The following is a 19,676-nucleotide window of genomic DNA, read 5'->3' on the forward strand; positions in this document are numbered from 1 at the left end:
CAGTTTGAAGGATTTCTGTCTCTTTACAGGAGTTTGTCCGAGATTGACATGAGTTGCCAATCTGTATCCAACTTTGACACAACTTTACCTTGTCGTTTCTTGGGCAGGATAGGTTTGGTGATATCACCAAACGATCACTTCGCGATCATCCTGCCTTATTCGCACGACAAGTCGTACTCAACGGTTAAAAGGGTTGACATTTATATGCACCTCTATTCTGATCATACTCTCATAATGGAGGTGGATTATGTCTGACGGTCACGGGCCAACGAACACAAACAGGATACCGCTGCAACTGGATGACGACGATGTGGCGAAGCTTGATGAATTGAGTTCGCGGCTATTTGCGACGCGAAACCAAACAATCCGAATGCTGATACAGCGAGAGGTCGCCGAGCCACGCATGGCATCACATGAACCACGCTCAAGCACTGTTTTCAGGGTTGCCCAGGGCAAATATGGACCAACGACTGAAATCCGAATGAAGAACGGGCGGGTGCTTCATTTCTACGTCGCTCCATTCCGGAACAGATGCTGTATATTGCTGCTTGATCCGGAATTGACTGAAACAGTCGGCTATCCAAGGTATGAGGATCTTTATGGTGATTCTGATTTGTTGGACGCCATACTCGACCTTAGAGAAACCCGATATGATTGGGATGATCCGCGTTATCGACGGATCTGCACGCTGCTGGATATAGATCCGGACGAGAAGAGACCTCAGTTCGTTGAGGAATTCCAGTGGATAGCGAGAGGTTTGATGAACCGTCAGGCTCGCTTCAGTTATAATTCACCACATTGGGAGCTCATGCTCGATCTGGTAGATTTACTTCGAACCGATATCAGCGATAACAGTGAGGACAGGCCCAGTCTTCAAATGCTTAATCGCGCAAAAGAAAGATTTGAAACTCTGTCATCGAAAGAACAGGCAGATATATACAAGAAAGCTATTGAAGCAGCCGAAAGAAGAAAGCTCCCATCAAACTGTCGTTTGAGTACGGATATAATTTTCTTACCAAGCTGGACGGATTGTTATTGGAACAAGCGCGTAAATATCTGGGACAGCAGCTATTGCGATGAAGAGGGTTGGACGCCGGGGAACAATACCGACCTGCAAGGGGTAGCTGCATTACCTGCAGGCACTCTTAGCGATGTCCAGGAGGTGATCGTCCGCAAGCTGAAAAAGCAGGGAGTGATTTTCCTGAATAAAGACGAGACCAAAGAATATCTCAACAATGAGGGTGCATATTGGGCGTGGAAGAACTTGACCATCAGGAGTCTTTACGGCGGGCATCACGGGGCTCGAAAGGTAAAAACTTCCGAAAAAATGAAATGGCAACTTCGCAAGCCTGAAACACCAATTTATGATCGATGGCAAAGTAGACAAGTCTTGGTTGGTAGATGAATGCAACTATCCAAGATCAAATAGCGCTTGAGGTACAGGCTTGGCAGAAAGAGCACCATGGAAAGACTTCCCGCCAGTAATCCGCAATGGAGAGCTGGGGGAGCTGCAGAAGCAACCTGAATATTCCTTAGCGAAAGGTGGGGATACAGAGGCCGCGCAAGATATGGCCATTAGACTGGTACGGGACAGCACGCTTGAGCAGATACAAAGCGTGATAGGCAACAACAGGCCTCGTATCGTTCCAGTACTCGCCGAAGAAGCTTCCGGACATAACAAAATACCTCTGGCAATGGCTTTTGAGGTGGGCAACAGGTTGGGGCTGGAAGTCGATGTGTCAATATACCAAGCCGAGCGTGTTGCCAGAACAGGCGAGGGTGCGGATTATCGCCTCGCATTCAACCCATCCTTCGACGGCCCTGTAACGCAAGGCGGGCAGTATCTGATTTTCGACGATACACTTACAATGGGTGGCACCATCGCCTCTTTGCGTGGATTTCTCGAAAACAGAGGTGGGAATGTTATGGCTGCTGCTGTGATGACCGCGCATCCAGGTGCATTGAACATTTCCGTTAAACCCGGTATGTTGGAGGCAATCAATCAGAAGCATGGCCCTGCCATGGATGACTTTTGGAAGGAGACTTTCGGTTATGGTATCGATCAGCTCACTCAAGGCGAAGCCGGACACCTCCGAAAGTCCCCTTCGGTTGACGCCATCCGAGCTCGAATCATTGAAGCAAGACATGCAATCTTCTCTCAAGCGCATGCAAGAACGGGCGTTGCAGAAAGACAGCACGACCCCGAACAGACAGAGCGCGTAACACCTGAAATTGCCCGGCCATTGCTGCCCTATTATCAGGCATTAGAGAAGCTTGAGAGCATAGTTGCACCAGAGCATGAGATAATCGTAGCGCGTTGCAAGCTTGCTATAGCAAGAAATCTTCATGAAGCAGGTGATCTTGATGTCCCTGGTGCTTATGCCGGCAAGATCCGCGAAGCCGCCCATGAAGAGGCACGCAAAATCATGAGCGCCTCAACGACAGCGATAGCGCGTGAGGCGGCACCAGCAAAAGAAAAAGCGATCAAGCATCCTGTGAAGAAGAATCCGGGGCCAAAGCTGGACATCTAGCTTCAATCAGGAATTATTGTCGCTACAGGGCGCATTTATTGTCGTGGCCAGATCATTTTTTGTCGCAAGAAATTTTGCATCCGGAATTATTGTCGATAGAATTGCGGCCCGTCTCCTTGGTAGCCTTTGGGAATTGAACCACCCCAGTTGAATACAGGAGGTCTGAATGACTAAGAAGCGTGCTCGCGGAAGACCAAAGGGTACTGGAATAGACGATGCCGCACGTCTGGAGCGTGTCGCAGACATAATGGTGAAGAATCCTAGCCAAAGTGCAACTTCGGCAATCAATAGAGTTATCGGTTCTGAGTACGGTCGCTCTATTACGACAGAGCAGGAAGCCAGCATCAGACGACGTTTGCAGCGAAAATGGCGCGTGACCTGTTCGGAGCGCATGGAAGCCGCTCGGGAACGTTTGCTGGAGCTTACTCCGGTACGATATCAGGAGCCTGTCAATGTTCTTGACCAGATATCAGGTCTTCATTCGTATGCGAAGCATATCAACGACAGCTTAAGGCCTGCCGGTCTTCAACAGGCCTTGGAACAAGCCAAAAATGTTACCAGAGTGCATGATGAAATTTTCGAAGCTTCGGGGGCAAAGGCATTCCGTCAACAGGTCGAACAAATCCGTCGTCTTAACGACATTATGAACCCGCCAGCCTTAAGGCACCTTCGAGAGATATCTGAAAGAATGAGGATAACTTTCGGAAGGGCCGGCCAGTAGGGAATATGGGCTATCGCCATTTCTTAATCGATAGCCTGTCCCTGACTTCTTGACCGCCTTTTTTTCTTGTTTTCGACATCAATGCCCGCTTTCTTAAGGGCGGCTTTGACAGCCTTGGTCTGTCCCGATTTAATAAGATCTCCGAATGACATCTTATTTTGCTTCTTGTCTGGATCAGATAGAGGCGGATAAAGCAAATCAGCACCAGAGACCATAACTGCTTTCCTGGCTTGATCGAGCGGCCTGTTCTCGATGGCCATATGCGCATCGGTTGCAGCGATGACAATCTTCCGATCTGGATTATGTCTGCGCAGGTTTTTTCCAACAATTTCCAGATTTTCCGATTTAACAGCCCAGACAACGGACTTTTTTGTAAGACGATTGAGTTCTATGGCACTAATCAGGTCATCAGTCATAAGAATGGGATCGTCCGGATCCTTTGACAAAGCTCCCCCAATAACGTGATGTAGCCCTTGAACGCTGCCCACACCGACCAGCGTTTCAACATATCCGCTATTGTTAACACGTTGGACGGCAGAGAGGCGATTTCCAGCGTCTTTGAGAGGGATAAGGACATTTCCTGCACCATCCACACGGAAACCGGCCCAAGCCTTCTCAGAGCCCATTTCGACCCGTGCGGACATTACATTTTTGTCCGGGGCAACAGCTTCCTGCCACGCGAGCCACCCGTCATCGCCAATTGGAAGGGCCATTTCATTGCGCAACGCAGTCATTGATGGAGATCGATCCGGATCAGGCTGGATTTCCGCTTTCCAGACGTTGCGGTGTGTAGTGACCATGCGGCTATGAAGGACGCCTTGATCATCACGATGTTTTTCCAAGACCTGAACTTTCTTCTTTTCCGAAATATCAAGTGTGATCCAGTCGCCCGCTTTTGCACCAGATTCATAGACAGCGCTGGTGATATCAACACCCCAGACGAAACGTTCCGAGCCATCCTGCTCTTGAAGCTTTACAAATTCGGATTTCGATTTATCGGGATCGAAATTGAAATGATCATGGCCCAGATCAATCAGACGGGCAGCTGATCGGGAGGGCTCATGCAAGGCATATTCCTTGAACGTATTAGCGCGTGCTGGCCGAACGATCTGAGCGGAGAGTTTTTCGGTCGCAATCTTTTCCCACGGACCTTCCTGTTTATCCAGAGCAAGTATGATCGTTGCGTCACTGTATCGCAGGCGGGTTTGTTCAAGGGTGGCCTGCCAGTCGTCCGGAGTTTCTGGAACAACAACGGGACACCTTGTTGCCCGATGGATGGCTGCTGCATCGGCATAATCACGCGCAACGATGATGGTATCTTTTTCGTTCCGCCATGCGGGATCAATCACATGGGAGAGGGGCATATCGTCAACCGGATCGTTGACGGTTCTCTGGTTCCCTTTTTGATCGATCACAATGAGATTTTCCAAGCGGCCTGAACGATCTTTGAGAGGAACGGCGATCTTACCATCTGCTGTTAGTTTTACGCCATAGCCGCGAATGCCGGCGGATCTGAGCCACGATGAGTTGCCGGGGGTTGCCCATTCCTGGCAGGCATCCCAGACGAGAAACACCTCGTCCCCTGTCGCACGGGAAAATGCGCGTCGGATCTCGGTAAGATCGTCTTGGTTCGGCATTTGAACATACCCGATACCAGGTAACTTGGCATCGACCGTTCCTGAGACAACCGGTTTAATCATAGGATTGGTTTTCCGATAGCGGTTGATTACCAGCTGCAGTTCACGTGGATCTGCGATAATTACGACTGGACGGCGGGTTGCATCATGAATCTTAACCCCTTCGGCATAGTCGGTTGTGAAGATCACCGGCCCGGAACTGATCTGTTTTCTTGAATCGATGACATGAACCAAGCCTTTTGCACTGGTATTGCCGATTGACATCGATTTTTGGTCAGGCGCATATATGCGGACAGCCTGCATAAAGCCGTTCTCGTCTTTAAAGGGCACAAGAAGATTGCCGGCATCATCCAGTCGGCAACCGCGTCCAGTGGAACGAGTATCTGCGAGCCAGTTTAGTGTTTTGGCGTCCGCCCACTTTCCGGCTTCACGCCAGGCGGCAAGTGCAGGAGCGGTAAGTTTGGATACAGGTGTGGGACGATCATCACCAAACACCAAGTGAAAGAATTCCTGTTGGGCGAGTAGAAACACCATGGCCAAAGGATCTCGATACGCCTCACTGAGCAGAAACAGTTTCCAGTTTGAAATCGTGCGTGACAGGAGTGAGCTGCGTCGATGCACGGGTTTCTGACTGTTCAGATACCGACGCCAAAGTGGGGACATGCGTGGATGACGCATTGTTGGCCGACGCTTGTAGCGTCGTTTAGTTGGCTTCGGAAGGGAGGGTTTGTCGACTGTTTCTCTAATCGGTGGCACAAAATCGCCGAGCTTCTTTTCAAGGGCGGATTTGCTCATGTTACGATCAAGTGCTGAGGCCTTCATGCCCTGACCGTCAGGGCCGACCAGAACAAAACCGTTGCCGCGTTTTTTAAGCTCGATGTCATGTTCGTCAAGAATTTTGTGCACATCCTGCCATGCCTCCGCCCCATTGATTTTTTCGAGCAGATCTTTGCGATGTTGAAGAACGTGATTCTGGAAACTTTCTTGCCAGGTTTGCGCCTCATAATCACGAGCTGAAGGCGACAATTTAGGCCCGTGCTTTTCTCGCTGTGCCATGCCCCGGTCGATAAACAGGCCGAATTGTTTTTCAAGTTTTCGCGAGACGCGATCAAGCAGTTTGAAATCCCGAAAAGGATTGACGACTTGAAGCGTTCGGGGATGAATCTTGTTAAAGGCGATATGCATATGAAAATTGTCAGTATTAATATGCGTACCAGCCACATATTGATGTTCGGCAAAGCCGAGGCCTTCCGCATAAGCTGAAGCGATATCCTTCAAATCTTGTTCTGCAAGTCGATCTTTCTCACCCGGCCGGAATGACACTACCATGTGATATGATTTGTCTGTGACCTCGGGTTTCATCAGACGGACAGCGTAGACCTCTCGCAAGGCCAGTTCGAGATCATCGAGTGTTTCGCCGGCACCACAGTTTTCGATCCAGAATTTATCCAGCTTTTCACCCGGCTCCTTAGCCGCTGCAATGTATTCTGCAAGTTCTTTGTAATTGTCAGGTATATCCGGTCGTTTAGGGATTTTCTTGGCGATCATTTCGCACCGCGGCCGATAGTTCGATCAATCTTTCGTACGACATCTTTCAGTTCATCACGGGTGGAACTGATGGAGACCGTCAATTCATCGAATTTACGTAAGAGATCGGCGCTCAGTGGCTCATCAAGCGCGAGTTTCAGAAGGTTTCCGAGCCTAGCGAGATCTGCATTGACTTGCAGTAAATCAAGGACCGCTTGGGCTGCTTCAAAATCACGAGCATTCGGGAACGGCGAGTTCATAAGCAAACGTCGCAGAACTTCTGATCTGGAAAGACGCAATTGCGAAGACAGATCATCAAGATACTTGCTTTCTTCGTCTGGAAGTGTGACCAGAAGTCTTCTCTTGTTTGTTGCCAATGCCCAATCCTGTCGCAAATCGATGAGAGGGTGCCGACGATCCGGGGACCGTCGGCACGTTTAAGAAATCAAACCGACATCTGGCTTGATTGGGTCTTTTGTTTCTTGGACAAGATCTGCGTTGATCTGCCACGGCTGGTCGAAATACCCAGTTCCGAAAGTTGTTCGCGGATCTCGCGCCGGAACACATCAAAGCCTCGCGCAACATGCAGATCATTGTGATCAGATAGACCTTGCAGCTTTTCCTCATTCGTAAAGATGGGTTTGAGGATCTGGGCCTGTGACCTATCTGCAGCCCGTTCTGCTGCTTTCAGGCCCGGGTTGAAACCCAGTTTTTCAACTAGCTTGTGATCATCATCAGCGGCGATGAGGATCTGCCGGTCGGGGTTCTGTTGCCGCATGGCTTCCGCGATAACCGGGAGGTTTCCACCATCGAAGGCTACTACGGTACTAAAGCCGGTGGCCATGTTGAGGCTTTTTGCCGTCGCATAGCCTTCGGCAATGATAAGCGGGCTATTCTTTTTGCCAGGAATGACATGCATCAGGCCGCGTTTTCGTCCGTCCTTCAGATAAATTTTTGTACCATCGGAAGAGATGTTCTGGACGTTCTCGATGAAGCCTTTTTCATTGCTCATCGGCACAAGAAGGTTTCCAGATCGATCCACACGAAGCGTTTCACCAGTTACCTGCTTTTTCTTCAGATATCCGTGGTCATTTGAGGCATCAATCGCATTTGCAAAGATGCCATACGCGCGTTTGGCCACCTGCTTGTACTGGAACTGCAGTTCCTGCTGTTGCTCTGCTTTCCGGGCCGCAGCCTGCGCCTTGAGGCGTTCGAGATCTGCAGGATCAACCTTGGAACCGGTTGAGACCCATTTGACGGGTTCCGACGCCTTTTTGAAGTTCATGATTTGGCCAGCTGGTATCCCTTCAATGAAACCGCGATAAGAGCCGCTGGTTTTGCCTTTTGCATCTCCGATGACGGCAACACGATGCCATTTACCATCCATGACAGGTTCGTCGATCAACAAACCTTCTGACCTGCAGGCAGCTGCAAACTCCTGCATCGGATCGATTTCCTGTTCGTTGACCTCGATCTTTTGCTGCCATTTGGTAAAGGCCTTCAAATCCTCGCCATCATTGACATACCAGGATTTATGCCGACGATCCCATTTTGCGCCAGCTTCCTTGGCCTCATTCTTTTCCCGGAATGGGACATTCAGATAAATGCGTTTGTTTTCTGAATGATCGAATGCTTGATCATTAGAAATTTGGCTTTTGTCAGCTTCAGACATCTGCAATTCCTCCCGGCTCGAATTCTGCTGCGGGGACATGGACTGTTCAGAGATCTTGGTATTTTCTGTCGCTATCGGCAGAGACAAGCGCATCAGAAAGCCGGTCTTGCGTTCCTCCGCTTCGATATACCAGGAAGGCTTCTCGATACGGCTTGTCTCTTTGGGGCCGTCCAGATCCCACATGGCTGACAGAAACTCCTGATGGGCAGCAGATTTGCCGGATTCTTTTTCAAGTTCAGCTAAAATCTCGGCTCGATAGGCCGCACCCATGGTTTTGCGTTCTGATGAGGCGGCTATATCAGAGAGCCAATCGACCTTGTTAAACCTCTCCGCCAACCGGCTGTAATGTTGGTGGAGGGCGCTGGGCGTGCCACCGTCCTGATTTGGTAAATCTCCTAAGGCGACATTTGCCCAGTTCGCCATTTCGGCGGACTGCCCCATAAATCGCACAAGGTTGTCTGTGGACAGGTCTGTTGCGTACAACCGTTCTTTCAACACGTTTACAGGCAACAATTGTGTATCTTCGCGAGAACCGGTCAAAACCAGAGAATCTTGCAGATGCATAGCCCACAGGGTCGGATGGGCTTCGGGATGTTTTTCAAACATGTTGTCTATGGCTTCTCGTCGTCTCTGGTCCATCCGTTGATCAACGGACATTCCTGGCGACATCGATTGCACTTGGGACATTTCCTTTGTTTGTTCCTTGCCCTGGGCAAGTTCCAAGCGCTTTTCAGGCTCCATAACCCACGTTCGAATGACTTCTGCGTCTCGCGTTGCCTGGAACAAAGCATTGCGATCCTCACGGATCGCAGCCATCCAGCTCTTTAGATAGGGCGCATGACGTTCCGGATAGTGACCGAGGCCGAGCTCAGTCGTCATCATGTAGCTTGCGATTTCGGCTCGCAGCTCTTCGCGAGCGTAATCCTCAGACCCGAATGGTCCACCGTCTCGGGCAAGACGGGAAGGGTGGCCAGTGGCATGGCCACCTTCATGCAAGGCCGTTGCATAATATTCGTATTGTCCTTTGAACCAGCCTTTCGGGGGCATATGGATTTCATCGCTGAGTGGATGGTAAAAGGCACGGTCTCGCTGATCATGATGGATCGGGACATTCAACCCTGAAAGCACCTGTTCAGCGCGTTCAACCGGGTTAAACTCTGGTTCGCGGCCGACATACGCCTCAAGACCGTCAATCTGAGAGCCATTGAAGACGACAGCGTGAAATACCTTTGGGCGATCCAGCCGGGTTTCCAGATACCGTTGTTTGCCGTTTGCATCGAGCATTGGTTGCCCTTGCTCATTTCGCATTGGGCTGCGCTCAGACCATTGCCAATATTCGATTTGTGTTCCTTTTTCGCCTTTTCGGACCTGATATCCGTTCGACTGGGCTTGGCGGTAAGTTACCCAGCGCGGATCTGCATAGCCTTGTGCTTCGAGCCACACCTGGTTCAAGCCGCGATAGGCTTTTCCAGTTGCAGGGTTGAACGATGGTTGACGGAAGCGGCCGGGTTCCCAAGGTTTTTGCCAGGGGGCGGTGCCAGCCTCCATTTGATCAAGCAGCGTTTTAACAACGTTCTCGCGGAAATTCATTTTAGCCATTGCCCAGAATCTCCTCGAATGCGGTTGGATCTTCGCCATCGAGGTGACTGTCCAAGGCGTCATCAAGAGACAACGCCTCTTCGTCAAAGGCTCCCATCGCGTCTGCAACATCCGGATCAACTGGAACTGGCCCGCCGACACTCGCAGCCACAACAACGGAGGAAGCGAGCTTGAGATACTCTGTTTCATTTAACCGGGCGTTTGCGCCCTTGATGTTTTCAGGCTGCGTCATGCTGTTTCTCCATAGTTACGGTCGTTAGATTGGCGACACCCGATTGTTTCATCCGTGGAGGTGCGAGTTTCGATCTTTCGGACAGTTTCTTGTCGAGGAAATAAAGACGCTGACGCCCATAAATCGGGGGGCGACCAGCCACGAAAATCAAGCTGTCACCCGGCACGGGTGGTCTATTCCCGTCTTCATCGACATCGAGCATAGGCAAGCGCATGATTTCGTCAGGCGTCAGCAAGTCCCGTGAAGTTTCTTGAATGTTTGCCGAATTTGAACCGGTAATTGAGCCGGCTTTCCCTGACTGTGATTGTTTTCGTTGAACAATCGTCTGCTTGCCGGCCAATTTGGACAGGAGCTCGGCAGTGCTAAATTGATTCGGAGTGAACGCGCTTCGAACATGGCAGTTCGCAAAGATCGATTCATCTTTGCCATACTTTTTCCAGAGCTGTTCGATGTTCTGGATAATGATGTAGGCTTTGATGCCGTAGCCGGCCATGAAGGCGAGAGCGTCTTCAAATATCTCTAATTTGCCAATTGCCGGAAACTCATCAAGCATGAGCAGGAGGCGATGCTTGTAACCACGCTTCGTCTTGCCGTCTTCGAACTCCATTTTCTCGGTGAGGCGGCGCAAGAACAAGTTCATCATAATTCGGATCAATGGCACCAGGCGGTCTTTGTCCGCCGGCGAGAAGGCCAGATAAAGCGACATTGGTGTTTTACCGTTCATCAGATCATCAAGCCGGAAATCACTGACAGCGGTGTTTTCAGCAATGATCGGGTCAGCGTAGAGTGTTAGCTGGGTTTTCGCGTTCGAATGTACGCCAGATCTTTCTTGTGGAGCTTTAATGGCAAGACTGTTCGCTCCACGACGCACCTCTTTATTTACATGTGCATAACCATGGTCATATTCGGCCATCGCTTCGAGGATCTTTACAAAGTTGTCTTGTGCTGACATCTGATCATCTGAAACTTCCCTGGATGCTCCTTCCCTTGCAGCTTCCAAGGCTTCTGCGGGCGGCTTCACTGTCGATATGCCGGAAAGAAAGATATTCACATCATCAAAGCAGGCGATGCGATTTTCCTCTTTCATGACCTTGTAAAGCACATGCAAAAGGACAACTGATAACCATCCCCAACCTTCTTCACGCCAGTAATTGCCAGCAATTCCCTTGCCATCCGGATCAATGACCATGTTTGCGATATTCTGGCAGTCGGCAATATCCCGCCGCGATGTAATGCGGACTTCGGCAAGCGGGTTAAAACGGATTGTCTCGCTTGGCTCGGGATTGGTGGGATCAAAACGACATACACGATGTCCGAGGCTTGCTCGCCAACCCGCTGTTTTGGCAAAGTTCTCACCTTTGATATCAAGGATGAGAACACTTTCCGTCCAACTCAAAAGTGTTGGAAGAATGATACTGACACCTTTACCTGTACGAGTTGGAGCAAATGCCAGCACATGTTCAGGCCCGTTATGCCGGAGTTCCCGAACTTTCCCAAGTCCGGTTTTGACACTGCCAATGACCACACCGTTTTTGCGAAAAAGACGTGCTTTCCGGATATCCTTGATGGTTGCCCAGCGAGCTGAGCCATGGATATCTTTGCTGCTACGCCCCCCAGCCATCGTATCGTTGCGAGCGCGGTTCATAACAAAACCAACAACGCCCATAAGCGCGATACCGCCAAGGATGATCCCAAAGGCTGGAAAAAGCATTTCCTTAGGAAGGCCGGCCGGGTGAACCAAAGTCGCACCCAGCCATTTCCACCAATCCGGGTTTCTGGGATCGAAGCCGACCGACAGATGCCATTCAAGCAGGATGCCAGCAATGGTCCCTAGCAAAATGACGACAAGAAGAAAGTGACCGAAACGCTGGCTCATCACGCTGCCCTCCCGTCTTTGAGGATGAAATTGTCGTTCTTGGGCTGCCAGATATCTGTGATCCGTCGGAAACCGTCACGGTCCCGCTTGATTTGAACGACAACATCAACGAGTTCGGTCAAAAATTCTGGAACCCTGTCCATTTTCATCCCCGCCCAGGCAATATTCTGATCGAACTTGCGATGGATGGCGTGTCTCGGGTTTTCAGAGTGGATCGTGAAGGTCACACCTTCTACGCCGGCATTGAGCGTGCCCAGAGCGGCAAAGGCATTTCTGGTGCTGATTTCACCAAACAAAACTCTGTCCGGAGTGATGCGGTTGGTGTGATCGAACAGAACACGCCAATCCACCATGCCGGTTCCTGCTGCACTCTCACGGGCTGCGAGCAATCCGTTGCCGTCCCAGAACCGTTCAAGCGCCAACTCCATCGTGTCTTCCGCACCGATCACACGGATATCGTCATCAAGAGAAGCAAGCAGTAGATTTAGGAGGGTCGTTTTACCGGTATTGGTGCCGCCCGAGATGATGATGTTCCAGCCATTTACCATCGCCTCAATCAGAACATCGCGGATTTCGGTTTCGCACCGGATTTTTCGGCGCTCAAGAGCTTCATCCAGTGCATCCCGATTGCCTTTTCGAGTTGCCTTGATGAGCTGATCCCATGTCGGAACGAAAGGATGCTTGCAGCGAATTGCAAGACTCAGACCCGACCGGACGGATGGTCCGACCAGACATTCAAAGCGATGCCCTTCATCCAATGCCGTTGAGAGGATTGGATTGTTGTCCGGATCGAAATTAAGACCACGGACATTCGACAGGCTTTTGCAAAGCTGCTCAATAGCTGCCTGTGTAAGGTTCTCATCAACGATGAGCTGTTTGCCTTCTCCTCGGCGATCCACGATGATCTGGCCCGGCTTGTTCAGCCGGACCTCCACAGTGTTTGGATCGTCATAATATTGGGCAAGAGGTAGGACAATCTGCCTGTAAACAGGGTTAATTGGTGGGGTTATGGCGTTCATCACCACCACCCCCAGTTGCCCATGCAACCGCTCTTCACGCTGTCGGAATGTGTGGGGTAATTGTATTTATTTGGTTCGTATTGGGTCCAATATTCCCAGCCTGATTGTTTTTGGTGGACTGAGCTTTGTGCCGCGAGTGTTGTGCAGGTATTACTTTGCGGTTCTCCTATGAGTTCCCCGTCTTCGCGCACAGTCGTTCTTGTTCCTACTGACGAGGTATAGTTGCAATGGTTGGAGTTGTAGACCGTTCGGTTCTCGTAGTAGCCGTCGGATCCGCCCACTTTGACTGTGGTGGTTCCAGAGCCATTACCGCAAGGACCCCCAGTATGGTTTTGGGGGGCTGTCCAGCTCGAGTTGGTCGGGGTGGCCCAGTCAAAGTTCGCGATGCACTTGTTGCCAAGATTTAATGGTAGCGCATCACCAACTATGACTTTATGCGATGACCCATCAGGACGCTTGTAGGTCTCCACTTCGTCCCGTTCGTCAAACCGGGTGCATCCCTCATAAAAGGTTTCCCCATTTGTTGCAGGCCCGACGCCGACATATGTGTAGGGAATTTGGGGGTCTCCAGGTAGCACCTGGGATGTCAGTACGTTGTATCGACCAGTAACGGTTGGAACGCCCTCGATATAGACCGTTACGAGCCTATAAGCGAAAAGCTGCACATCGTGAGGTTGCCAGCCGGTCAACTCCTGTTGATGAGAATAAATGACACCGTTGTCCTGGCATTCAGTAACGGGTTCCTGTTTCCCATCGAGAAGATAATAAAACCGTTCCTGCCCGATACTTTGACTGGTGCTGAGATTGTGGGTCCATTTTGATGGATCTTCGCAGCCGGCCGTCGTTGACTGGATATCCTTGGCAGAGGTGTCCGGCGTGCATGGCGAGCGATAAAGCTCGAAGCCGTTCACATTAATCATCACCCGGCTTTGAAGAGTAACTTTCCCGCTCTCCCTGTTGATAATCGGTTCGCACACCTGATCGCCGTTGGCTGTCTTATAGATCGTGGTGTGTGAATACTCTTCATCGTTATCCTGACAGGACGTATCCCAATCCTGACCTTCAAGATTGTAGATATATTTCGAACGACCAAATGACATTCCGGCGATAAAGTCATCGCGAATATCGCAGCCTTCGGTGGTTTCGATCATCGGCACCGGATCGATTTCAATTGATGCAGCACAATCGGCTACAGGAACAACTTTGCCATTATGATTGGTGTAAACCAGCTTGCCTTGCGGGATGGCCTGAAGGTTGATGTAATCGAGATAGACACGACATGCGTTACGGTCTTCAACGATGTCATAGACTTTCTCAGAGTCTGGCTGACAATCGCCAATCTCTTCTCGGTTTCCGCCGCCATCCGTGTAGTAATACATGAACTGGGCGGTTGCCTTCATCGTTTCGATATTTTCATCGTAGGGGCATACAGCGAACGACATATCAATCTTGAAACGCTCCGCACCATCAGCACATTCGCCATATTCCGGGGTGCCGTCTGTCGTTGTGACCACCCGGGTTTGTTGAATCGCTTGAAGTTGATCTAGATCGACACGGATCTCACACCCTTCTGTAGTGATGTTTGACGAAATTTTGGGTGCGTCACCTACGTCAAGAGAGGCCGGAGTGCTATAGCCTGATGCGTCGGGATTGGAGCTTGCGTTTGAACCCGGATCTCCACCTGTTGCGCCAACACCGGAATCAGCCACTTCTTCTTCTTTGACTTGTTCTGATGTTTCTTCATCTGCTGCAAGACGTTCGAGAGCTGCAGTTAGTTCTTCCTTGTTACCTTCAACCGAAATTGGTGAAGAAGGATCCAGAGCCGGTTGATTGAGATCGAACTGTGCAACAAAGTTGTCGGAGTTCAGGGCTTCAACACGATCACCTTTCTCGACACTGGACAGCACCAGCTGACCGATCTTCATGCCGTCAACAGAAACGTATCGTGCATATGCTTTGGCCGTAACACCCTTTGTCAGATCCGTGGAGACTCCCGGAACTTCGACAAGTCCGAGATCAAGCGGGATCGGATCGTTCTCGGGCAGTTCCGTTGTGCTGTTCGCACGGGTGATGATGTTTACCTTTTCGACCATCGCATCGATGTCGGCCGTATCTTCGGGAGCGGCAGTCGATATAGGCGCATTGGTGTTTGTGTCATTGCTGATATCCTGCGCTGATGCCGACAGGTCAAGACAGGACAACAGCAAAAGCAACGCTAGCAGTTTGCTCTTCATGGTTTACTCCATTTCCTTGATATACCAGTCCGTTGCAGGACGGATCTGAAGACGGGTACCTTGTGGTATCTGGATGATCGGTTTGAGATCGATGGTCTTCTCAAGCATGTCAGCCGTTATCTCGCCGAACTTGTTGGAAAGTTCTTCTGATGCTTTCTCGGCAGCGGCCGTTGCGACCTCGCCATCATCGTTTTCGCTTTTTGTGCTGGCTGCGGCATATCGAACGGCTGTGGAAATGCCGGTCAGCAAGAAGGCATTTCCATATCGCTGCCAGAACCGGTTATCGACTTCGCCAGAAACACCGAGCCAACCCTGCTGATTGGTCACATTTGATCCGATATCGACAATTTCAGCTCGATGACCAGCCATGAGAATGCGCTCACAATTGATCCCGATCTGGCTGCTCCCCATGTCACTTGGGGCCATGAAGGTGCATACAAGGCGGGAGCCTTTCGGCACCAACACCAACCGTCCATGGTAGCCATAGACATCACGAGTGGTTTGCAGAATGACGGATCCTGGCTCATCTGCGCCGACCTGCGTGTTTATCCCGGTTTCAAGCTGGACCGAGATGTATCTGTCTTGCGCGATCTTGCGTGAGTTATCGACGGGCAGAGATGAAACCTTTCTCGGGCCGGAATAGTCTTCTGGCTCTTTACCGATCTGCTTCAGGTCCAGCGGATCGGGCGAAATTCTGCGACCGATTTTGGGTAGATCGGTACCGATCAATGGCGGTTCATCTGGTCCCATCGGAACGGTAGGGTTGCTGTAGGCAGCAAGCGCAACGTTCCGCGCAGTGCTTTGTTGCGCCCGTGACCAGGCTGCTTGCAATGCCAACCGATAGGGATCTGGTTTCGGCATGACTTGTGGCGCCGGTTCGAGTGCTGGCTCTGGCATTGGTTCTGGTTCCGGTTCCGGTGCAGGGGCAGGTGGCGGAGCTTCCCGTTTGATGATGATTGGCGGGAAATTCGGCGCGGCCGGGGGCGGAGCTGGCGGGGGTGGTGGCGGTGCAGCTGGCAACTCCCAGACAGATCGATCATCTTCGGGCAAGGTTGGCTGATGTGCCCCTTGTCCAGCGTCACTGCACATCCCGCTGAAAGTCATCCCCAGTACCAGGGCGATATCGCAAAAGCCGTTCATTTGCTATGCCCCTGTGTACTCAATACACATGAACTTGAAACCGCTCTTGAGCGTGATCAGCTTCTGAGTGCTTTCGACGATGAACGTCTGTCCTTGCACTCTGGTATTAACCAGTTCGTCAAATTCATCGACGACGACATAAGCCGTGGGAAGTTCCACATCCTTCCACTTGTCGCCAAAGCGAATGTAAGTGAATTCGTCATCCCTGAAGACGGTTTCGGGTTCCAGTTCCTCATCACCCCACAACTTGTATTTTCCCCAACCGCGCAGTGAGTTGGGATCAAATTTGGCTTCTGCCACGAAATCATCATCAGCTGTTCCAGGAGCGGTTTCCGTAAGACCTGTCACAGCATCGGAAACGTTGTCATTTCCCGACACTGCCAGTTTCGGAAGCTTGGCAGATGTCTTGGTGGATTCATCGGTCGGAGAGGTAACAGTCGTTTCAGATGACGTTTTCCCGACGTCCGGAACCGCAATATTCCGATCTATCTGGACGACGCCAGCGATCCGCACCATTAAGTCGGGGATATTTGTCGAATTAACACCTTCTGCCCGTAGATAGATCGGATACACGTGGCCAGACGCGCCATAGACAGCCATGCTGGTGTCATATCCATATCCTTTTGGGCGAACAGCAATACGCCGTTCCCCTCGTTCCTGGACTGTCCAATTGTCTAGATCGCCAATGTCAATTCTGCTGATGACTTCGCCTTGCGGAAGTTCAATGACTGTGATGGCATACTCGCGGGTCCGGATACGGTAGGTGCAGTCCTTGCAAAGATCGGTGATATAAACGCCATCGTCTTTTGTGGCGTAGTCCCACACCTCTTGAATCTGTCCAGACGTGCGAGGACGTTCAAGAACGCCAAACTCGCCTTCTGCCTGTTGTTTTGCCTGTTCGACGATACTGTCAGGAACCGGCATCGCCGCTTGGGGTGCGGCGTTCGGCGTGGTGGGGGAACCCTGCGAGCCGACGAATGGCGCACTTTGCCCTGGCATTGGAGGCCGTGCTGGGGTTTGTGCCATCGCGTCAAGTCCCATCAGCACGATAAATCCGATAAGGCACAGGACCGCAACAAGATGAATAAATATGCGAAGGATTTTAGGGATGATCATGATCCACCTCGGGAACGCAGAGACAGGTCCGTCACGACGATGCCGAACGGATTGGTGTATTTGTCTTCAAGGGAAACGACGGTCGGAACCGAGACCATCGACAGGTAGGCACGCAATTTGACAGGATCTCCGACAAGCTTTCCTTTGATCTTGTCAATGCGCGTGAAATCGACAGCGAACCGGTATTTGTTGTCGCTGCTATAAATGCGGTTTGCGCTTTCGATTTTGATTTCGCGATCACGACCCTCTTTAATCGCATCGCTGATCTTTCCGCTTTCAATCCACTCGGAATGAAACGTGTTCCAGAGCTTTCTTTCGCTCATCTTCGAGACTTCGCGTTGGCGGGCCTCTTGTGAAACCGCATCGATCTCAAGAAGCATTTTGACATAGCGTCTTGCGGTGCCTTCAAGTTCGACATCAAAGCCCTTGACATCCTCTGTTGCAGGCTCAATGCGAAAGCGCAGCTGATCGTCTGTTACCGGTCGGATCAGAAGGGGAATTTTCTCTTTCAAGGGCACCATGCCGGCGATCACATTGACCAGCACAACAATGGCGAATAGTTGCGCGATGTTTCCGCCGGCCGAAAGGCGGAACATCCATGCAAGCCGTTTATGAGACGCCTCGAAGGCAAACGGATCTGCCGTGGCAACTGCAGCGTGCCGACCGGTAGGGGCGAGTGCTGCAGCTGCAGCTCGTTTGTCCTCGCGTTCTGCCTTGACACGGTTCTTCTTCGCGAGTTTGGCAGCGCGGCGAAAGCGACGGTTTTCAAGGAATGTTTTCAACCGACCCATTCAAAGCCTCCGCTGTTGAATTCAATCGGTTGACAGGCACACGGGCTCTTTTTCATTTCGTCTGTGCCTGTGCCCTCTTTGGGCAATTCCACATCTTTTTTGGTGACCGCACAACCGGTAAGAAGAACGACAGTGGAGATAACAATGATCAGATGTTTCACTTGCTTTCTCCTTCGATAGAGGGGAAGGCAGATCGTGCTGCGCCTATCTTTTCAGGGTGCTTCGAAGCTTTAGCTGAAAACGGGAATTTGCCGGAGATGGCAGCAAATAAGCCCATATGCATGAACCACAAGCCGGTCAGAATGGGAGCCAATTCGAGAGCTCCACTCTGCAAGGTCTCTGGCGTGGTCGTTGCCAAAATCTCAAATGCATAGATAGCTTCATTCGGAACGAAACAGATCAGAAGCAGAAAACTGCCACCGATGTAGCCAGAGACGCATGCCAGAAAGGAGGCACCCATCCTCAAAACAAAACCAAGCCAATTTGCGATTTCCGGAAGGATGTAATGACGCACATTTTTGAGCTGCGCTTTCTTATCAAAATTGTTCATGACGAACCTTTCTTGCGGAGGGAGACAAGCTTCATGGAAAGAATGGAAACGTCCCGGAAGGCGCTGATCGCAGCGCAGGGCAGGATCGCGACTGAAAGGATCCCCCAGTAGGGTTCTTTGTCGGGAAGGACTGCGAATGCCATGAGAAACACAAGGCATATGCCGCGCATTGGCAGGCATTTTTCAATCAGATTGAAGACCGGCCGCCCTGAAAACATCCTGTAAAACAGGATGCAGACCAAGCTCGAAAAAAAGGCCAGCGTGGCGTAGAAGATGTAATACACACCACCTGCACCTTCTGTGATAGCAGCACAGAGGGAAAAGCTTGCAAGTGACACCATAAAGGACGGAAGGAAATCAGGGTGAGCATTGCAACCTGTCTTGATCATCACACCCTTGTCGGCACGGAATTCCTGCAAGGAGCACTTTCCCCTAATGACTTTGCCCCTGATCCCGACTTCTTTGCCCATATGGTACAGGAATGTGGTGAACCGGCTGCGCTCAGCGGTATCCTCACTTTTCTGATTGTTGGACTGGTCCTGGTTGTTTGGGGTTTTCTGAACAATGTCCCGCTTAAGCAATCCATGCGGAAAACTGCCGTACTCACACTTTCCGCTGTCGCACTTCCGTTGTTCATCCCGATTATTTTCTGGATGGTGGGAGCTATCATGCTGTCCATCGGATGAGAGCTTGCCGGGGCCGGTCATGATGCACCTTTCTCACCGTCAACAGAGCTGCTGGTTTCACGGCTTGATTTGAGACTTGCGAGGTCAAGCGCGAGCTGGACGATGAATGAAACACCCAAGACCATGAGCGTGACTTGCCGCAAAATCTGGGCTTGATCCCGAATTTCCAGTGAGAGAAACGCACGAATAATCATCACCAGATTGTCCGGTTCGAAAACAAGCGCCAAGACGAGTGCAGAAATGGTTAGAAGACTTGCTTGCCTGATCATCGTGGCGATAAAACCGGCGACCGGAAACAGCAGGCTGTAAATTTCAATCAGGATTTTCATTATCCTCACCTAATCT

Annotated in this window: 18 protein-coding genes; 4 read left to right on the forward strand and 14 right to left on the reverse strand. The window is 50.9% G+C overall.

The annotated features are described in order from the left end of the window. Window positions 1-247 precede the first annotated feature (247 nt). The 3 genes from TH30_RS04445 to TH30_RS04455 all read left to right on the forward strand — a co-directional run bounded on the left by TH30_RS04445 (window position 248) and on the right by TH30_RS04455 (window position 3,252). Window positions 248-1,405 carry a hypothetical protein gene (locus TH30_RS04445; RefSeq protein WP_063089318.1) on the forward strand — a complete coding sequence of 386 codons (1,158 nt, stop codon included), beginning with the start codon at window positions 248-250 and terminating at the stop codon, window positions 1,403-1,405. A 40-nt stretch (window positions 1,406-1,445) separates the two neighbouring features. Then, a complete protein-coding gene (locus TH30_RS04450; protein WP_063089317.1) occupies window positions 1,446-2,531 on the forward strand; it encodes a phosphoribosyltransferase in 1,086 nt (361 codons plus the stop codon). Window positions 2,532-2,697: 166 nt separating this feature from the next. After that, a complete protein-coding gene (locus tag TH30_RS04455) occupies window positions 2,698-3,252 on the forward strand; it encodes a hypothetical protein (protein WP_063089316.1) in 555 nt (184 codons plus the stop codon). A 23-nt stretch (window positions 3,253-3,275) separates the two neighbouring features. On the opposite strand, the gene traI is transcribed toward TH30_RS04455, so the two are convergent. The 8 genes from traI to TH30_RS04495 form a co-directional block, all read right to left on the reverse strand. Next, window positions 3,276-6,437: a TraI/MobA(P) family conjugative relaxase gene (traI, locus tag TH30_RS04460; protein ID WP_114096914.1), complete on the reverse strand. Its 3,162-nt coding sequence runs from the start codon at window positions 6,435-6,437 to the stop codon at window positions 3,276-3,278. Then, window positions 6,434-6,793, reverse strand: coding sequence for a hypothetical protein (locus tag TH30_RS04465; RefSeq protein ID WP_063089314.1), 360 nt, complete (start codon window positions 6,791-6,793; stop codon window positions 6,434-6,436). The genes traI and TH30_RS04465 overlap by 4 nt, the downstream gene beginning before the upstream one ends. A gap of 68 nt (window positions 6,794-6,861) precedes the next feature. Then, window positions 6,862-9,687, reverse strand: a complete 2,826-nt coding sequence (locus TH30_RS04470) for a zincin-like metallopeptidase domain-containing protein (protein WP_168173424.1) — start codon at window positions 9,685-9,687, stop codon at window positions 6,862-6,864. Continuing rightward, entirely contained in the window at window positions 9,680-9,919 is a 240-nt protein-coding gene (locus tag TH30_RS04475) for a hypothetical protein (protein WP_063089312.1), read from the reverse strand. The genes TH30_RS04470 and TH30_RS04475 overlap by 8 nt, the downstream gene beginning before the upstream one ends. After that, window positions 9,906-11,795 carry a type IV secretory system conjugative DNA transfer family protein gene (locus TH30_RS04480; RefSeq protein ID WP_083952850.1) on the reverse strand — a complete coding sequence of 630 codons (1,890 nt, stop codon included), beginning with the start codon at window positions 11,793-11,795 and terminating at the stop codon, window positions 9,906-9,908. The genes TH30_RS04475 and TH30_RS04480 overlap by 14 nt, the downstream gene beginning before the upstream one ends. Further along, a complete protein-coding gene (locus TH30_RS04485) occupies window positions 11,795-12,814 on the reverse strand; it encodes an ATPase, T2SS/T4P/T4SS family (protein ID WP_063089311.1) in 1,020 nt (339 codons plus the stop codon). Before TH30_RS04485 ends, TH30_RS04480 begins: the two co-directional genes overlap by 1 nt. Continuing rightward, window positions 12,814-15,048 carry a hypothetical protein gene (locus tag TH30_RS04490; RefSeq protein WP_063089310.1) on the reverse strand — a complete coding sequence of 745 codons (2,235 nt, stop codon included), beginning with the start codon at window positions 15,046-15,048 and terminating at the stop codon, window positions 12,814-12,816. Before TH30_RS04490 ends, TH30_RS04485 begins: the two co-directional genes overlap by 1 nt. 3 nt (window positions 15,049-15,051) lie before the next feature. Beyond that, complete coding sequence (locus tag TH30_RS04495; protein WP_232308420.1) at window positions 15,052-15,909, reverse strand: TraB/TrbI/VirB10 family type IV secretion system protein; 858 nt, start codon at window positions 15,907-15,909, stop codon at window positions 15,052-15,054. Here TH30_RS04495 and TH30_RS22505 point away from each other — a divergent pair. Next, a complete protein-coding gene (locus TH30_RS22505) occupies window positions 15,908-16,108 on the forward strand; it encodes a hypothetical protein (protein WP_232308419.1) in 201 nt (66 codons plus the stop codon). The two genes, TH30_RS04495 and TH30_RS22505, sit on opposite strands and share 2 nt — an antisense overlap. Window positions 16,109-16,191: 83 nt before the next feature. Here TH30_RS22505 and TH30_RS04500 read toward each other — a convergent pair whose 3' ends face one another. From TH30_RS04500 to TH30_RS04525, 6 genes are read right to left on the reverse strand one after another with little or no spacing between them, the layout of a single operon-like run. After that, complete coding sequence (locus TH30_RS04500) at window positions 16,192-17,304, reverse strand: TrbG/VirB9 family P-type conjugative transfer protein (protein WP_232308418.1); 1,113 nt, start codon at window positions 17,302-17,304, stop codon at window positions 16,192-16,194. Further along, window positions 17,301-18,095: a VirB8 family type IV secretion system protein gene (locus TH30_RS04505; RefSeq protein WP_063089308.1), complete on the reverse strand. Its 795-nt coding sequence runs from the start codon at window positions 18,093-18,095 to the stop codon at window positions 17,301-17,303. The genes TH30_RS04500 and TH30_RS04505 overlap by 4 nt, the downstream gene beginning before the upstream one ends. Further along, window positions 18,083-18,256 carry a hypothetical protein gene (locus TH30_RS22065; RefSeq protein WP_168173425.1) on the reverse strand — a complete coding sequence of 58 codons (174 nt, stop codon included), beginning with the start codon at window positions 18,254-18,256 and terminating at the stop codon, window positions 18,083-18,085. The genes TH30_RS04505 and TH30_RS22065 overlap by 13 nt, the downstream gene beginning before the upstream one ends. Further along, window positions 18,253-18,645, reverse strand: a complete 393-nt coding sequence (locus TH30_RS04510) for a hypothetical protein (RefSeq protein WP_063089307.1) — start codon at window positions 18,643-18,645, stop codon at window positions 18,253-18,255. The genes TH30_RS22065 and TH30_RS04510 overlap by 4 nt, the downstream gene beginning before the upstream one ends. Next, window positions 18,642-19,352 carry a hypothetical protein gene (locus TH30_RS21955; RefSeq protein WP_063089306.1) on the reverse strand — a complete coding sequence of 237 codons (711 nt, stop codon included), beginning with the start codon at window positions 19,350-19,352 and terminating at the stop codon, window positions 18,642-18,644. The genes TH30_RS04510 and TH30_RS21955 overlap by 4 nt, the downstream gene beginning before the upstream one ends. Continuing rightward, window positions 19,349-19,660, reverse strand: a complete 312-nt coding sequence (locus tag TH30_RS04525) for a hypothetical protein (protein ID WP_063089305.1) — start codon at window positions 19,658-19,660, stop codon at window positions 19,349-19,351. Before TH30_RS04525 ends, TH30_RS21955 begins: the two co-directional genes overlap by 4 nt. Window positions 19,661-19,676 lie beyond the last annotated feature (16 nt).

The organism is Thalassospira profundimaris (genome assembly GCF_003326795.1).
Taxonomy (GTDB): Bacteria; Pseudomonadota; Alphaproteobacteria; order Rhodospirillales; family Thalassospiraceae; genus Thalassospira; species Thalassospira profundimaris_C.